The 15,930-nt window shown below is 33.8% G+C and carries 14 protein-coding genes; 3 read left to right on the top strand and 11 right to left on the bottom strand.

Annotation, left to right across the window (positions count from 1 at the left end; all coding sequences use genetic code 11):
* Positions 1–29: 29 nt before the first annotated feature.
* From ACFX5F_RS14565 to ACFX5F_RS14550, 4 genes are all read right to left on the bottom strand, one after another.
* Positions 30–1,544, bottom strand: coding sequence for a PH domain-containing protein (locus ACFX5F_RS14565; protein ID WP_379852741.1), 1,515 nt, complete (start codon positions 1,542–1,544; stop codon positions 30–32).
* On the bottom strand, positions 1,544–2,059 hold the full coding sequence (locus ACFX5F_RS14560) for a PH domain-containing protein (RefSeq protein ID WP_379852740.1): 516 nt from the start codon (positions 2,057–2,059) through the stop codon (positions 1,544–1,546). The genes ACFX5F_RS14565 and ACFX5F_RS14560 overlap by 1 nt, the downstream gene beginning before the upstream one ends.
* An 83-nt stretch (positions 2,060–2,142) precedes the next feature.
* Positions 2,143–2,973, bottom strand: a complete 831-nt coding sequence (locus ACFX5F_RS14555) for a 1,4-dihydroxy-2-naphthoyl-CoA synthase (RefSeq protein WP_379852738.1) — start codon at positions 2,971–2,973, stop codon at positions 2,143–2,145.
* A gap of 727 nt (positions 2,974–3,700) precedes the next feature.
* Positions 3,701–4,555 (bottom strand): CvfB family protein, encoded by an 855-nt coding sequence (locus tag ACFX5F_RS14550; RefSeq protein ID WP_379852737.1) that lies wholly within the window; start codon positions 4,553–4,555, stop codon positions 3,701–3,703.
* 350 nt (positions 4,556–4,905) lie between these two features.
* On the opposite strand from ACFX5F_RS14550, the gene ACFX5F_RS14545 reads away from it, so the two are divergent.
* Complete coding sequence (locus ACFX5F_RS14545; RefSeq protein ID WP_379852736.1) at positions 4,906–6,258, top strand: M28 family metallopeptidase; 1,353 nt, start codon at positions 4,906–4,908, stop codon at positions 6,256–6,258.
* A 151-nt stretch (positions 6,259–6,409) separates the two neighbouring features.
* Here the strand turns inward: ACFX5F_RS14545 and ACFX5F_RS14540 are convergent, their stop codons facing one another.
* Together ACFX5F_RS14540 and menD are read right to left on the bottom strand one after the other, a co-directional pair.
* Positions 6,410–6,751, bottom strand: coding sequence for a DUF2853 family protein (locus ACFX5F_RS14540; protein WP_379852735.1), 342 nt, complete (start codon positions 6,749–6,751; stop codon positions 6,410–6,412).
* Positions 6,752–6,853: 102 nt separating this feature from the next.
* The gene (menD, locus tag ACFX5F_RS14535) at positions 6,854–8,527 is read right to left on the bottom strand and encodes a 2-succinyl-5-enolpyruvyl-6-hydroxy-3-cyclohexene-1-carboxylic-acid synthase (protein ID WP_379852734.1); all 1,674 of its coding nucleotides are present in this window, start codon (positions 8,525–8,527) and stop codon (positions 6,854–6,856) included.
* Between the two features lie 96 nt (positions 8,528–8,623).
* Here menD and ACFX5F_RS14530 point away from each other — a divergent pair, with 96 nt between their 5' ends.
* Both ACFX5F_RS14530 and ACFX5F_RS14525 read left to right on the top strand, forming a co-directional pair.
* Positions 8,624–9,121: a GNAT family N-acetyltransferase gene (locus tag ACFX5F_RS14530; RefSeq protein WP_379852733.1), complete on the top strand. Its 498-nt coding sequence runs from the start codon at positions 8,624–8,626 to the stop codon at positions 9,119–9,121.
* 92 nt (positions 9,122–9,213) lie between these two features.
* Positions 9,214–10,164 carry a tRNA dihydrouridine synthase gene (locus ACFX5F_RS14525; RefSeq protein ID WP_379852732.1) on the top strand — a complete coding sequence of 317 codons (951 nt, stop codon included), beginning with the start codon at positions 9,214–9,216 and terminating at the stop codon, positions 10,162–10,164.
* Positions 10,165–10,236: 72 nt separating this feature from the next.
* On the opposite strand, the gene ACFX5F_RS14520 is transcribed toward ACFX5F_RS14525, so the two are convergent.
* From ACFX5F_RS14520 to ACFX5F_RS14500, 5 genes are all read right to left on the bottom strand, one after another.
* Positions 10,237–10,824, bottom strand: coding sequence for a glutathione peroxidase (locus ACFX5F_RS14520; RefSeq protein ID WP_379852731.1), 588 nt, complete (start codon positions 10,822–10,824; stop codon positions 10,237–10,239).
* Between the two features lie 230 nt (positions 10,825–11,054).
* Positions 11,055–13,268, bottom strand: coding sequence for a TonB-dependent receptor (locus ACFX5F_RS14515; RefSeq protein WP_379852730.1), 2,214 nt, complete (start codon positions 13,266–13,268; stop codon positions 11,055–11,057).
* A 6-nt stretch (positions 13,269–13,274) separates the two neighbouring features.
* Positions 13,275–14,570 carry a hypothetical protein gene (locus tag ACFX5F_RS14510; protein ID WP_379852729.1) on the bottom strand — a complete coding sequence of 432 codons (1,296 nt, stop codon included), beginning with the start codon at positions 14,568–14,570 and terminating at the stop codon, positions 13,275–13,277.
* Between the two features lie 80 nt (positions 14,571–14,650).
* The gene (locus tag ACFX5F_RS14505) at positions 14,651–15,250 is read right to left on the bottom strand and encodes a DUF4331 family protein (RefSeq protein ID WP_379852728.1); all 600 of its coding nucleotides are present in this window, start codon (positions 15,248–15,250) and stop codon (positions 14,651–14,653) included.
* Positions 15,251–15,275: 25 nt separating this feature from the next.
* Positions 15,276–15,926, bottom strand: a complete 651-nt coding sequence (locus tag ACFX5F_RS14500; protein WP_379852727.1) for a DUF4331 family protein — start codon at positions 15,924–15,926, stop codon at positions 15,276–15,278.
* Between the last annotated feature and the right edge of the window lie 4 nt (positions 15,927–15,930).

Genomic DNA, 15,930 nt, shown 5'->3' with positions numbered 1-15,930 from the left:
TTAAATAATCAACGATTAAACTAATTTATTTACATCCAATTGCTATTGGAGGTTTCTATTTCGTACAACCAAAGGTTGACATATTGTTTTATTGTTGTAAAATTACCCAATTGGAAAGAGATTTCACCACCAGCAGTATGCAAAGTTATTGAACCTATATTTAAATTTTTATGCCAAAAAAGCTGTGAAGTCGTAATCGCTTGAATTTTAGCCGGTTCAATAATTTCATTACTAATATCCCAAGCGCCACTTTGTTTGATAATAAAATGATTATCGATGAAAAGTCTATTATTTTTGAATCTAAAAAACTGAACCAATCCTAGTAAGGCAATGTAAATTGGCACTAAATAACTATATTCAAAAACAGCAGGCGTAATCCAATATCCAAATGCTCCGAATCCAGACAAAGGTAATCCTACCGATAAGAAAAGAGAAAAACCAAGCTTACGAAAATTAGGTTTTAGCATCACCCCTTTCTTGGGAATTTTTCGAAACAACAACTTCAATATTGCATCACTTTCTGATTCGCTGCAACCTGGAATTTCGATTGCTGATTTGCGCTCTTCTTTTTCACCGCTTGTGGCTTGCCTGATTTTTAGTTCCAGAATATTCATTTTCTTTTGAAAATAATTACTGGTAACTGTTGTAATTTGAACTTTTTCTGGCTTTATAATCGTGCTTTTTGTATTTAACAAACCGAAAGAAAGCAACAAAGAACCTTTCTGTCTTGTGATGTTATAATTGTAATATTTGAAAACAATGCGAACCAAATTGATTACCAAAACAGTCGACAGCAACAGTATAATAAAAATGGAAAAGGTTTGAATTACTAAATTCTTATCAACATAATTTTCAATATTTTCGTCATGAAAAACATCTCTGCCTGTGATTTTTTTTATGTAATCGGAAACTGTGATGAAAAACAGCAACAATAACGAAATGCTTCTTCCGTAATTAGAGGTAATTCCAATTTTCAACAAGCTTAAAAAACTTATTTTTATAAAAGGATGTTCTTCTTCAAGTTGTTTTTCAATTGATTCTACAAATGGGGATTCCTGGGTTTCGCTGCTACTTTTTTTAACTTCATTTTGCAACAAACGAGATTTTAATTCCAATGCCAGTTCATGCGAAATTGCTTTAATTGCGCCTTCTTTTTTATTAGTTCCGGCTGTATCTACATCAAGTTCGTATATGCCAATCATCCTTTGAACAAAAGACTGATTTATATTTACTTGTTGGATTTTATGGAGCTGAATCGCCGTTTTAGTTTTATTAAAGACTCCTTCGGTGATTATAAATTCTTCGTTTATGGTATCTAAAAAGAAAGTGAAATTCAAATATTTCAAATACGAAACTACTGCTGTAGCAACGAACACAAGAATTCCTCCAAGTAAAAGATACGTTTTATTAACTTCATCAAACTTGAAAATCCAAATTACAATAATGGGCCATAACGCTCTTCCATATTGCTGCAGCGAATAAAAAAATAGCACTAAAATCCCAACAACAGACTGACGTTGCGGTTGACTGAAATCCGTACTCATTAAAGTTGTTTTTGTATTTTACCCATTAACAGCTGCTTGATATTTTCGGCTTGCTCTTTTTCAATTCCTGGAATTTCAATATCACTGGAACTGCCTCCAGCGGTGAAAATTTCAATTTTAGCCAATCCAAAATAACGGGAAACTAATCCTTCATGCAAAGCCACGTGTTGTATTCTGTTATAAGGAATTACAATTGTATTTGTCGCAATAATTCCATGTCTAAAAAGAACATCGTGGTTCCTGAAAGCGAATCTTTTTTTGCGGAAAGCGATACGGGAAAACAATAAAATAAAAACTATTAATACAGTCGTTAAGCTGATTAATTCTAATTGAAACTCAGACAACTCTTTTATAAAAATCAATCCCAACATCATTCCAAAACATATAAACACTATTAAAATAAAACAACTTATCAAAGTTACTTTCCAATAATTAGGATGCAAAGCTGTAAACTGCACTTCCTCAAATTTTGGAAGCTGACTCGTATCTATAATTTCGTTTGTGAAATTTTCCATTTATAAAGTTTAGTTTAAAGTTTATGGTTAAAAAGTTTAAAGTTCCTGGTTAAAACAACTTTAAACTTTAAACATCAAACTTTTTATGGTAACCATTTTTTTTCGAAATTTGGTTTTCTTTTTTCCAAGAATGCATTTCTACCTTCTTTCGCTTCTTCGGTCATGTACGCAAGACGGGTTGCTTCACCGGCAAAAACCTGTTGTCCCACCATACCATCATCGGTAAGGTTCATAGCAAATTTCAGCATTTTGATAGCCATCGGTGATTTTTGCAAAATTTCCTGTGCCCATTCGTACGCCGTATCTTCTAATTCCTCATGCGGTATCACGGCATTTACCATCCCCATATCCATAGCGTCCTGAGCTGAATAATTGCGTCCAAGGAAGAAAATCTCACGAGCTTTTTTCTGTCCGACCATTTTGGCCAAATACGCAGAACCATATCCTCCATCAAAACTGGTAACATCAGCATCGGTTTGTTTAAAAATAGCATGCTCTTTACTGGCTAAAGTCAAATCACAAACCACATGCAAACTATGTCCGCCACCTACAGCCCAACCAGGAACTACAGCAATGACTACTTTTGGCATAAAACGGATTAATCGTTGTACTTCTAAAATATTTAGCCTGTGCTGTCCGTCATCACCCACATATCCTTGATGACCTCGTGCGTTTTGATCTCCACCGCTACAGAAAGAATACACACCATCCTTTGAAGATGGTCCTTCCGCCGATAATAAAACTACTCCAATTGAAGTATCTTCTTGGGCATCATAAAAAGCATTAAACAATTCAGCAGTCGTTTTTGGACGGAAAGCGTTGCGTACATCCGGTCTGTTGAAAGCGATTCTGGCAACACCATTGCATTTTTTATAAGTAATATCTTCGTATTCTTTGGCAGTAATCCAATCCATGTCAATTCGTTTAAATTATTTACTGTAAAATTAAAATATTTTTCCCATAATATCTACTCTATTTCATAGTAGGTCATGGGTAATCATTCTCTCATAAAATAAGCTAAAAATGTTAAAAAACCAAAATGAAATTAGGAAATATTTGTCGTCAAACAAAATAATTATTAATTTTAATCATTGCTAATCATTGTTGTACGTGTTATTTTAATCTGATTTGGCATTTTTTTCACTGAATTATTAACCTAAAAAATGACTGTTTGAACACAATTAAAAATTTTGTCGCTTCTTTTTCTTTGGTAATAAATTATAAAAATATTTTTAAAACCGGGAATAATGAGCAATTTAAAAGAGCATTTGTCCCAATAGCAGAAAAATAAAAATTTACACCTACGGTTAAAAAATAGATTGTCGTCCTCGCTCATTGCCAAGGTTGAGCACAACAAAAATTGTTGAGAGTACAAATCTTTTGAAAAATACAAAACCAACGGCTTTAATGTAAAATTGAATATACGCTACAAAGTGAATGTTTGGATATTTAAAGGCAAACCACATTTATTAAAGCAAATGGAATTTTATTCAACATGCCAATAGTTTATACTATTAAATTTGTTAAGTGAATAAAAAACACTTTAATAAAGAAATTTAGATTATTTTACTACGGTTTTAAATTTATGAAACAGTAGTAAAAAGAGAAAGACTAACCGCTACGATTAGTCTTTCTTTTTTTTTATTCCTTAACCAAGTAAATTCCGTCTTCCTTAATTTCTATTAATTTTTCCCTGTACAAGGCACCAATCGCTTTCTTGAAAGTTTTCTTACTCATCTTCAAAACCGTTTTAATGTCTTCCGGATGTGAATTATCAGTCAAACGCAAAAAACCCCTACTGGCTCTTAATTCATCTAGAATTTTCTCCGCATTCGGTTCGATGCTTTGATAGCCCTGAACTTGTAATGCCACATCAATTTTATTGTCAGGACGAATCGTTTTAATGTACCCGCGCATACGGTCTCCCGTACGAATTGCATCATCGTACACCTCATCTTTGTACAACAAACCTTTGTGCTGCTCGTTGATGATTACGTTAATTCCTAACTCAGTGATATGGGAAACGATTAAATCTACCTCTTCCCCTTTTTCAACTGTTAGGTGGTCATTTTTTAAAAACTGATTCAATTTACTTGAAGCCACCAAGCGCTTGGTTTGTTCATCCATATAAAGATACACCAAGTACCGTTTCCCTTTTTCCATAGGACGCGCCTGCTCTTTAAACGGAACCAAAATATCTTTTTCCATTCCCCAATCCATAAAAGCCCCAATCTGGTTGGTATAATTCACACGCAAAAGTGCAAATTCATTCAATAATATATAAGGTTCTAATGTGGTAGCAACTGGTCTTTCTTCGTGGTCTAAGTACACGAAAACTATTAACTCCTCACCTATTTCAAATTCGTTTGGTACGTATTTGTTAGGCAAAAGAATATCATGTATTCCCTCCGGATCTTTTTCTGGATTCCCAAGAAACAAACCCACTTTAGTATCGCGTAAAATGGTAAGCGTATTGTATTTTCCTATTTCAATCATTTTTTTTTCAATTTCTAAAGCGCAAAGGTACGAAGTTTGAAAATAGTAAATTAAGAAACCGTCCACAAAAAAATAAAGCCCAAATCCGATGATTATTTTCTTTTTTAGGAGCATAACTTTACGTTCTTTCATTACGAGTTGTCCCGCTGTCCGCAGTATCTTTTTTAAACACAACCCTGTCAGAGTTTTGAACTCTGACAGGGTTAAAAGCGTTTATAAAAAGGATACTTGCTTCCATCGGGGCTAAATTAGAACGTTTTGTTTTTCCGAAGAATAAATCCTAAAATTTAATTTCGCTTCTAATTTCTTTTTTTTTCCTAACTTTGAGAAAACTAAAATAATTCCTATTAATGAAACCTACCTCGATTCTTTATCTATTCCTGCTCTTATTCATTTCTCATACCAATTACGCACAAACCACAATCGATGATCCTGAAATCAAAAAAATGGTTGCCGAAGTAAAAGCGGAAAATCTGGAAGCAACAGTACGCAAATTAGCTTCTTTTGGAACCCGACATACCTTAAGTGACACCAAAAGCAATACAAGAGGTATTGGAGCGGCACAACGTTGGGTAAAGTCTGAATTTGATAAATATGCGTTAGAATCTGGTGGACGACTTTCGGCAACTATTGATTATTTCATGATTAAAGCGGATGGAAAACGCATTGCAACTGACAGCCAACTGGGTAATGTAATGGCAACATTAAAAGGTACAGATCCTACTGATGATCGCGTTTTAATTATTAGCGGACATTTAGACTCCCGTGCCACTGATGTTATGGATGCTAAATCAGATGCGCCAGGTGCTAATGACGATGCTTCAGGAGTTGCTGCCATGATGGAATTATCAAGAATTATGAGCAAAAGAGCATTTCCTTTCAATTTGATTTTTGTGGCGGTAACCGGTGAAGAGCAAGGATTATATGGAGCAAAACATTTGGCCGATATTGCCAAAGAATCAAAATGGAATGTAATTGCGATGATCAATAACGATATGATTGGAAACAGTCTATCGAGCGGTACTAATTTAAGAGACAATACTAAGGTTAGGGTTTTTAGTGAAACGATTCCCTACTTGGAAACGGAAGCTGAAGCCAAAATGCGCAAGGCTACCAATCGAGATAACGACAGTCCATCAAGACAATTAGCCCGTTACATCAAAACAGTTACCAATCAATATGTGGAACAATTAGACATAAATTTAGTATACAGAAACGACCGATTTTTACGCGGGGGTGATCATACTCCTTTTAGCCAAAATGGATTCACCGCTATTCGTTTTTGTGAAAGGAATGAAAACTACAATCAACAGCATCAAAATCTGAGAACAGAAAATAACATAAAATACGGAGATCTTCCTGAATTTATGGATTTTGAATATTTGAGAAAAATAACCTGTTCTAACTTGGCAACTTTCAGCAATCTAGCGCGGTCACCAAAAGCACCAATAAATGTGGGAATCGAAGTAAAAGACCTGACTAATTTCTCTACTTTGGTGTGGAATGCTCCGGAAGGAAAGCCTGTTTATGGTTACAACATTCTCATTAGAGAAACGGCAACGCCACACTGGGAAAAAGCATTTTTTATTAAAGATCTAAAAGCCGAAATTCCCTATTCTAAAGATAATTATTTCTTCGCTGTACAAGCAGTTGATGAATTAGGTCATTGCAGCTTACCTGTTTTCCCTATTCCAATTCGTTAAGACACCAGAAGATTTTGAAGCATTAAGACATTTATAAGATTAAGTATTTCTAAATGAATCTTAATTTCGTAATGGTTCAATTTGCCATTAAACAAAAAAGCGTTTGCCTAGGCAAACGCTTTTTTTATGGGTACTATTTACAAATTAATCGTTAATTGTAAACACTTTCTTTTTTAAAGTGAACAGTCAATAAATAATAAATCACTGCTCTATATTTATTAGCGTTTGAACGACCATACTTTTCAATAACTGCATCTATTCCGGCATCTAAATTTGGTCCGTCTGCAAGACCTAATTTCTTGATTAGGAAATTGTTTTTTACCGTATCTAATTCTGATTGCTGACTTCCGGCCACTGTTGCTGAATCCTTATTATAAATAGAAGGTCCGCAGCCAATAGTAACTTTTATCAACAAATCCATATCAGGAGTAACGCCACATTTGTCTTTCAAATCAGCGGCATACTTTACAATTAATTCTTCTCTTGCACTCATAAATAAAGTTTTAATAGTTCGTTATATTTTTTTTAACTCACTCAAATTTAAACATTTATTTATAACAGCAATGTTTTTTTGATAAAAATATACACTTCCAGATTATATTAATTCTTTAAAATACTGTAATAAAATTCGGTTATTCTCTAATGTTGGCGTAAAAATTTCCAGAATACTTGGTCTGTCACTTTGATTGTACAAAGCAGTCAAACTGGTTTCTAAACTCCCTTCATCACTTGCGATACTATAATCAAATCCATACATTTTAGCTAGATGTTCTGCAGTTAAACAATGTGACGTTTCAAAAAAAGTATTAAAAACGGGACTTTCTTCATGCCCAGGTAAAATCCTAAAAATACCGCCACCACCGTTATTAATCAAAATGATTTTGAAATTTTTTGGTATATATTGGTTCCAAAGCGCATTGCTGTCATATAAGAAACCGATATCCCCTGTTATAAAAACAGTCTGTTTTTCATCTCGTCCAAATGACGAGACAGCCGCACCAATAGCTGTTGATGTACTTCCGTCAATACCACTCGTACCGCGATTGCAATATACATCAATCGATGGATGGATGTCTATTAATTGCGCATATCGAATGGCCGAACTGTTGCTGATTTGTAATTGACTATTTATTGGCACTCCTTTAATCACTTTCTCGAAAACTACGAAATCGGAAAAAGGAATTTTAGCTAAATAAGCTCTGTGTTTCTCTTTTCGCAACGTTTGCACTGCATCCATTTTGATAAAATAGTCACTTTTGATTGCAGTAGTCAAAGGTAAAAAAGCTTCAAAGAACGAATTCGGATTAACATTAAAATGATTTGTCAATGCTCCAAAAGTATCATACGCTCTTAAAGTATCTATGTGCCAATGGTGTTTAGGCTTATACTTTCGTAAAAAAGCTTTGATACGCTTAGAAACAATCATTCCACCAAAAGTCACCAAAATTTCCGGACGAAAAGTCTCAAAATCATCTGAAGTGAAAGGCGTAATTATCGTGTCAATATTATTTATAAAATTGGGATGATGCAAATTTGACGTGGTCTCTGTCATCACGACAACCGACTGATCATCTGCCAGAAAATGGATTGTTTTATCAGAAATCATATCAGGGTCATTTACCCCAACAAGAATCATTTTCCGAGTTGAAGTGTTCCAAATAGAAGCGAATTCAGATAAATTTTCGATTGCAGGCAATGGATTCAAATTAGCAAAAGCATTCACCATTATATCAATGGATAGCTCTGAAACTGTTTCGTACAAAGGCTCCTCAAAAGGTGCATTAATATGAACCGGTCCTTTTTCATTCAAAGCAATATCAATTGCCTGGTTTATTTTATAATCATTTTCTTTTGAAACAACTTCGTTTAAATTGGCATTATACAAAGAATGATTGGCAAATACATTTTCCTGACGAATTGTTTGCCCATCACCAATATCAATTTTGCTTTGTGGTCGATCAGCAGAAATCACGATCAGAGGAATCTGGCTGTAAAAAGCTTCCGCAAAAGCAGGATAATAATTAAGTAATGCAGAACCTGATGTACAAACTAAAGCCACAGGTTGTTTTGTTTGCTGGGCAATTCCGAGTGCAAAAAAAGCGGCACATCGCTCATCGGCGATACTATAACACTGAAAAGCTGGATTGTTTACAAAACCTATTGTTAAAGGGGCATTTCGAGAACCCGGAGAAATTATGATGGTGGTAACTCCTTTGGCTAAACAAATCTGAATAATGCTTTGTGCTAAAGGTATTTTGGGGTAAATCATTTGATAAATTTTCTATGTTACAAAGTTACAAAGTTGTAATCCTTTTTCCTTTAGTTTCAGTTGATTTTTCTTAATTTTGGAGTAAAATTATTTATAATGGAAATCAAGATAAGACCGGCTGTTTTTGCTGATATTGATACAATATTGGAAATCGTGAATCACCAAATACTTAATAGCACTTCTAATTATGATTATGAGCCGCATGATTTTGAAACCCAAAAAGCATGGTTTGAAGAGAAACAAAAATCCAATCAACCGGTAATTGTCGCTGAATTTGAAAATGGCACAATTGGATATGCAACTTATGGCTCTTTTCGTCATAAAACAGGCTACCGCTTTACGGTCGAACATTCTGTGTATGTTGCAGAAGAATTTTTAGGAAAAGGTATCGGAAAATTATTATTGGGTGAACTGATTAAATTGGCAAAAGAACAAGGTTATCATACTATGATTGGCGTTATTGATGCTGAAAACAAAGGAAGTATTGCTTTTCATGAAAAATATGGATTCGAAACTGTAGGCGTTATTAAAGAATCGGGATATAAATTTGACCGTTGGCTCAGTTCGGTTTTTATGCAGTTGATTCTAGAATAAAACGAAAAATCTCTGCTTCACAAAAAACATAGTTTCCCTAATAAAAACAATAGCAGATAAAGAAGTAGTATATTTGCACTTTTACAAATATTATGGATTACACATTACTTTCTTCTCCTTTACAAGGATTTACTGACTTTCGTTTTAGGAATGCTCAAAACAAAATTTTTGGAGGAATTGACACCTTTTATTCCCCGTACATTCGTCTAAACGGAAAAATGGTTATAAAACCATCTTACGAACGCGACCTTCTTCCTGAAAACAATCTAGATTTAGAGGTAATTCCGCAAGTTATAACGAACGATGCCGATGAATTTTTATTTGTGGCCAAATATGTTCGAGAATTGGGTTACAAGGAATTAAACTGGAATTTAGGCTGTCCTTATCCAATGGTGACCAAGTCTGGCATGGGTTCCGGTTTGATCAACAATCCCGATAAAATTAATACTATTCTTCACAGAGCACATTCTGAATCGGATATTATTGTCTCTATGAAAATGCGATTGGGTTATGAAAACAGTGAAGAAATTCTTGACGTTTTACCCATTTTAGATACCTATCCAATTAAGAATATTGCAATTCATGCGCGCATTGGGAAGCAATTGTATAAAGGTGGCGTAAACTTAGATGCGTTCCAGCTTTGTGTTGACACTACGAAACATAAACTGTATTACAATGGAGATATAACCTCCGTAGCTAAATTCCATGAAATGGAAGAACGCTTTCCTTCTATAGACCACTGGATGATTGGGCGGGGATTAATTTCTGATCCTTTTCTACCAAGTATGATACGAAACAATACTTCAGAATATCCTGAAAATAAAATTGAATTATTCAGTGCATTTCATGATACTTTGTATGCTATTTATAGTGAGTCCCTATCGGGATCAACGCATATTTTACTGAAGATGTATCATTTATGGGAATATTTTTCGGCTACGTTTTCAAATCCGCACAAAGTTTTAAAGAAAATAAAAAAAGCACAAAGCATTCGGAATTATGAAGCAGCCGTTGCAGAAATTTTCAAAAATGAAAAATTTTAATTTTTATTTTTAAAAATAAAAAAGCGATTTTCAGTTTCCCGAAAATCGCTTTTTTTATTGTGCTTTTATAAACTATGCTTTAATCCAACTTATTATTGAAGGATCTGTTGGTAATGTTTTTGGCGAGATCACTTTTTCAAGTTCTCCTTTTTCGTTGATTAGGTATTTTTGAAAATTCCATTCTACCGTTGAATCTTGCAATCCGTTTTTAGATTTTTGAGTCAAAAACTGATAAATAGCAGCCATATCATCCCCTTTTACAGAAACTTTGTCCATCATAGGAAAGGTCACTCCATAATTCAATTGACAAAAAGTAGCAATCTCTTCATTGGTTCCTGGCTCTTGTGAAGCAAAATTATTAGCTGGAAAACCTACAATCACGAATCCTTTGTCTTTATATTCTTTGTAGATGGCTTCAAGATCTTTGTATTGAGGTGTTAATCCGCATTTAGAAGCGGTATTAACAATCATTACTTTTTTACCTTTAAGAGATGCAAAATCAAAAATATTTCCAGATAAATCCTCAACTTTAAATTGATAAATAGTTTCCTTGGCCATAACAGTATTATTTTTATTTAATTTCGTTTTTTTTGTTTGTGCCTGATTTTGACAACTAAGAAGAAACATGATAGAACATGTTAAGAATAATAGATTTTTCATACGTAGATAATATTTGTTTTTTTTTGAATATGGAATTCGCATATAAATATCGGTAACATCACCGTATTTTTGTTCTGCTCATTTCATAATTATATTTTTTATAAAATTAAAACAATTAATTGTTCCTTAAAAATTTATTTTCGCTAAACAAAAGTTAAAAACAATGAAGCCTGATATTAAAAAAAACACCAGGCTTCCAAACAAATAAACAACAAAACTTAAATATTATATTAAAAGGTATACGTAATCTTACCTTTTGCATAAAACGGGGTACCTGGTGTAAAATGAATTTCTTCTACGCTTGCTGATTCATTTTGTAACCTTGATTCAGTGGCAAACTGCGTTTCGTTCCATTTGGTATTAAATAAATTATCGATTACTATTCCGTAAGAAATATTTTTAACTTTATAATTAATATTAAAATCCGAAACAAAATAGCCTTTGGCAACAATGGAATTGTCTTCATTTGCAGGACGACTTTTTAGATAGCGATATCTAATTCCGCCTGAAAAACCATTCAATTTCTGGAAACTCAAACCTTCAGTAGATGTAAAATCTGGCGCTAACGGAATATAATCTTGTCCTTTTGGTTCATCAATACTTCTGGCATACGTGTAATTAGCATCGGTATCCAGATACAGCCAATCATTCAGTTGATAACGCAATCCCAAATCAAATCCCATACGTTTAGATTTTCCGCTTGGCTCAATAATTCCAGCATCACCTACGTAAACAAATTCTTGTTCCAGATACAAATACCACAAAGCTGAATTCACGATTAACTTTGGAAATGGTTTCCAAATCGTACCAACGTCAGTCCCTATAGCCGTAGGCAAAATCTGTTTTCCACTGTTTTGAACCACAACCCGAGTATCATTCGAATGAAATCCTATTCCAGATTTAACAAAGAATTGCAAATTGTTATTCTCTGTGTATATAAAATTCAACTTCGGAGAGATTTTCACTTTGCTTGCCGACTGCGTTTTATAATCCATGGTCAATTTATCTTGGTAATTGAATTTAAAATAATCTACTCGCACTGCGGGATTAATCATTAGTTTTCCAAAACTGAATTCCGAATTCACATACGAGAATAAATTTGACTCATCAATATCTCCTAATTTTATATTTTCTAAAACCGTTCTTCTGTTTAATGTATGCGAAAGCTCCGTATTAGTGCTAGCATCTGCTCGAAAACCAACTCCGTATTGCAATGATAAATTCACATCATTTAGCTTCGTTTTCTTATTCAGCTCAGCGTTCATTCCATATATATTTCTATTTTCCTTTTGTCTAATTTGATCTCCATTGATAGGATCTTCAAGGAAAAAAGTAAAATTAGAATACAATTCAAAATCATATTTAGAGTAAAATGCATTGGCTTTTATGAATGTATTTTCGTTTATCGGTTTACTCAAGGAAGTATTTAAATTAGTTCTGGACGTATTTCCGCCTTCTGTATCATCAACAGAACCAAATCTTGAAATGGTTCCATTATCAACCAATCGCTGTGGTATTTGTCCAGAAGCATCCCACTTACTGGAAAAACGAGAGGCTGAAATGGAAAACTTACTGTTGTCTTCAAAAATAGCTGAGTATTTCCCTAATAAATTGATTCGGTTAAAATTTTGAGGCGAATCAAAAGGTCCATCGGTTAAAATATATTCGGTTGCAATGTAAGCACTCTGCTTTTTTTGGTTACCCAAAAGATTATACAATCCTACTATTCTCAACGTATTAAATTGTCCTATTTCAAGTCCAATACTGCTTTTCTCTAATTTATCTTTAGTTTGGAAAGCAACGTATCCTGCAGTCGCAAAATCCCCTTTGTTAGCATAATACGTTCCTTTTCCAAAATCTATTTTTTCCACGGTTTCCGGAATTACAAAATGCAAATCGGCGTAACCTTGTCCGTGCGCATGAGAAACCATATTTACCGGCATTCCGTCAACTGAAATCGCGATATCGGTACCGTGATCAATATCAAACCCTCTCAAGAAAATTTGTTCCGCTTTACCCCCACCGGCATGTTGACCAATGAATAATCCCGGTACTTTTCGTAAAATTTCTTGCGAAGAATTTACAGGTGTAGTCTGCAAATCTATTTTCGAAATCACATTCATAGCCGAAAGTTTCGCCTGAATTACCACTTCATTCAATCTAAAGCTATCACCTTCTAAGCTGACAATAATTTCTGATGAAGCAACGGTAAAACTTGTTTTTTTATACCCTAAAGCAGTTACTTTCAACACATCTTTCAGGCCAGTTTTATCAATACTGAACATTCCAAATTCATCGGTATGCGCATGAGTTTCTGTACTTGTATTAATTAGGTAGGCATTCTCTATAGGATTTCCGTCCCTATCCGTTACTTTCCCTTTTTGAATTTGACTGTAAGATACCATTCCAAAGAAAGCAATTAGGATTACAAAAATATTTTTCATCAATGATTATAATTGATTTACCTTTTTATCTAAGTTAGGTCCCAATTCATAAATGCTGGAAAGTAATTCTTCCTTAATTGGTTCAACTTTTTCGACTTCTTTATTAAACTTATAAATCATAGCCAAATGGTACTGTACTTTTGGTTCGAATGATTTTCCCACAACATATTTTTGAGCAATTTCTAACGCTTTTTTATTTTGACCAGTATTTAAATAAGACCATGCAAGTAAATCATAAGAATCAGGAGTTGGACGGTGATCCACTTCTACTTTTGCAATTTCTAATGCTTTCGAAGCCGTTTCTTTTGCATCAGCATAAATCAAAACATTGTATTTGTTATACATTGCGCCATAATTATTATCTTTTAGCATTGTGAAATAAGCATTTCTATTTTCTACTTCTTTGGCTTTATTTCCTACAAATTGTGCAATTTGAGATTTCAGTAAGTAAAAATCAGGCGTATTGTGAGTCACTTCAATAGCTTCAACAATTCTTTTTGCTTCTTCTGTATTTCTTTCATGAGAAAAAACAATCCACGCAATTCCCTTTAAAGCATATGAATAATTAGGATCTATTGCCAGCGTTTTCAGATAACTATCATATGATTCTCGGATTCTTCCAGCATGACCGTAAAAATCACCTAAGTTAGAATACGACCAGATTTTAAGTACTTTATTGTCTTCTTTCTCTGCTATATCCCTGGCTTTTTCCATAAAAGTTATAGCCGTTTTCAAGTCACCTTTGTGATCATTCCATTTTGCTAAGCGAATGAGATAATCATAATCTTTCATATCACGCATAGCATTCAAATTCTTTAAGGCTTCCCGATAATTACCCAATTCCATTTGAACATCAAATAATAATTTTTGAGTTTCCTTCTTTCCTTCTCCTATTGCCAAAGCTTTAGTGGCTAAGCCCAAAGCTTCCTTAAAGCGGTGCTGCGCAATATAATTTCTTGCTAAAGATCGAATGGTAGAAACCTTAGAATACTTATATGTACTATTAGATTGGGTTAGCAATGCCTCCGTTTTATATAAGTATTTGATATTTCCGGTATATTCAAAAAGTGTAGCATAATTAGAGGCTATCATGCTTAAATAGCTGATTTGATTGGGAGCTGTATCAAATTTTTTCTGCCAGAAATCAATTTCGTTATTGGCAAAAGTTATTGATTTATTATCTTTTACATTCAAATATTTATTGTAATCTGATGTTTTTGTAATTTGTTTTGGTTTGTTATCGCAGCTAAAAAGAGATAGGATTGTAAAAACCAATAATGGAATTATTTTTAAAGTTTTCATAATCTGATGTTGTTTGTTTGTTTTGAAAAAAAAAACAGAGCACTATTAAGATGAAAGTACCCTGTCTTTTTTTGAAAATATTACCAGGCTGTTGCCAAATAAGGAAAAGAAATTCCGAATGCTTTATCGTTTGCATTTACGTGATCTGAAGTAAGTGCCGCGTTTGAAGTTCCCATTGGTCCTCCAAAAATCAACAATAATTCTACATCAATAACATCATCTGCCAAAGCTCTACCAGTTAAAATATTTGTTCCGTCAAAAAATGTTGTTTTTTTAGTTTTGTCAACATTTAATACATCAGTAGCTAAAAGACCAGTCAGTTGCGGTGCCGTTTGACCTAATGCATTTGTAGTATATCCTGCATTTAAAGCTAATAATCTAGATTGAAAGATTGATTGGTATTTTGCACCCATCATTGATGGAATTGCTGCGTTGAAATCATCTTTAGGTTGACCGGCTGCAATAAAAACAGTATTTATTGCTGGTCTGGCCATTTGATCTTGCTGAACAAAAGTTCCTGAAAAATCAGCACTTACCGCAGCATTATTATCTGAATCATTATTATCACAATTTACTGAAACAACCGCACATACTAGTGCTAAAGCTATTAATTTGAAATTATTTGTTGTACTCATGATTTTTGTATTTAAGTTTTTGAATTCGTTAATCTTCGATTTCATGTTTATATGTTTTAAATAAAATTAGTTATTGTTTTTTCTTTGTTTCAGCCCAAACATTAATTTTGCTGGAAGTACCTAACATTGCTTTTGGAACTTCAACCACTAATGAAAGTACATTTGTACCTGCAAAAGTATCTGTACCAGGATTGTTAAATCCAGAAGCTGTTCCTCCAAGGATTGCTTTGAATTGTCCTAAGTCAAAAAAGAAAGGATCGTCTCTTGGTCCTGCAAAGAATTTCATTCCGTTTTTCTCTGCTATTAAAGGAGTAGCACCGTAAGTAGAAATAGTTACACTTCCTGAAGCTGCACTAGTTTTAATGGTACTTGAAGTTCCTGTAGTTGTTGGAGCGTAAGGTCCAAAGAAATACATTTTGTCATCTCTTTTGATGGCTTGAATAACTAAATCTTCAACATTGTCGCCTGTGTTATCAATATTGATTTCAATCATAACATTTTCATTAAATGTTGCCGCGGCTGTAGCATTAGGACTTAACAATCCTTGAGTGTTTACTGCAAATGCAAGATTGTTGGTGTCTTGTCCTTGAAAAGTGTACACATCAGTAATATCTGCTGCATTACCTGTTATTGCTGGAGCATCAACGTGATCAGCAGCTACTAAAATTAAGCCCGAAACCGCCACTAGCGATAGACCTAATATCATTTTTGTTTTTTTCATTTTG

Source organism: Flavobacterium zhoui (assembly GCF_042787235.1).
GTDB lineage: Bacteria > Bacteroidota > Bacteroidia > Flavobacteriales > Flavobacteriaceae > Flavobacterium > Flavobacterium zhoui.
The sequence above is the reverse complement of the archived record's forward strand: the minus strand, read 5'-3'. Positions and strand labels throughout refer to the sequence as shown.

What these genes read in the sequence shown, in the direction of transcription:
- ACFX5F_RS14565 (WP_379852741.1), bottom strand. Translation starts at nt 1,544, where the DNA reads ATGAGTACGGATTTCAGTCAACCGCAACGTCAGTCTGTTGTTGGGATT.
- ACFX5F_RS14560 (WP_379852740.1), bottom strand. Translation starts at nt 2,059, where the DNA reads ATGGAAAATTTCACAAACGAAATTATAGATACGAGTCAGCTTCCAAAA.
- ACFX5F_RS14555 (WP_379852738.1), bottom strand. Translation starts at nt 2,973, where the DNA reads ATGGATTGGATTACTGCCAAAGAATACGAAGATATTACTTATAAAAAA.
- ACFX5F_RS14550 (WP_379852737.1), bottom strand. Translation starts at nt 4,555, where the DNA reads ATGATTGAAATAGGAAAATACAATACGCTTACCATTTTACGCGATACT.
- ACFX5F_RS14545 (WP_379852736.1), top strand. Translation starts at nt 4,906, where the DNA reads ATGAAACCTACCTCGATTCTTTATCTATTCCTGCTCTTATTCATTTCT.
- ACFX5F_RS14540 (WP_379852735.1), bottom strand. Translation starts at nt 6,751, where the DNA reads ATGAGTGCAAGAGAAGAATTAATTGTAAAGTATGCCGCTGATTTGAAA.
- menD (WP_379852734.1), bottom strand. Translation starts at nt 8,527, where the DNA reads ATGATTTACCCCAAAATACCTTTAGCACAAAGCATTATTCAGATTTGT.
- ACFX5F_RS14530 (WP_379852733.1), top strand. Translation starts at nt 8,624, where the DNA reads ATGGAAATCAAGATAAGACCGGCTGTTTTTGCTGATATTGATACAATA.
- ACFX5F_RS14525 (WP_379852732.1), top strand. Translation starts at nt 9,214, where the DNA reads ATGGATTACACATTACTTTCTTCTCCTTTACAAGGATTTACTGACTTT.
- ACFX5F_RS14520 (WP_379852731.1), bottom strand. Translation starts at nt 10,824, where the DNA reads ATGAAAAATCTATTATTCTTAACATGTTCTATCATGTTTCTTCTTAGT.
- ACFX5F_RS14515 (WP_379852730.1), bottom strand. Translation starts at nt 13,268, where the DNA reads ATGAAAAATATTTTTGTAATCCTAATTGCTTTCTTTGGAATGGTATCT.
- ACFX5F_RS14510 (WP_379852729.1), bottom strand. Translation starts at nt 14,570, where the DNA reads ATGAAAACTTTAAAAATAATTCCATTATTGGTTTTTACAATCCTATCT.
- ACFX5F_RS14505 (WP_379852728.1), bottom strand. Translation starts at nt 15,250, where the DNA reads ATGAAATCGAAGATTAACGAATTCAAAAACTTAAATACAAAAATCATG.
- ACFX5F_RS14500 (WP_379852727.1), bottom strand. Translation starts at nt 15,926, where the DNA reads ATGAAAAAAACAAAAATGATATTAGGTCTATCGCTAGTGGCGGTTTCG.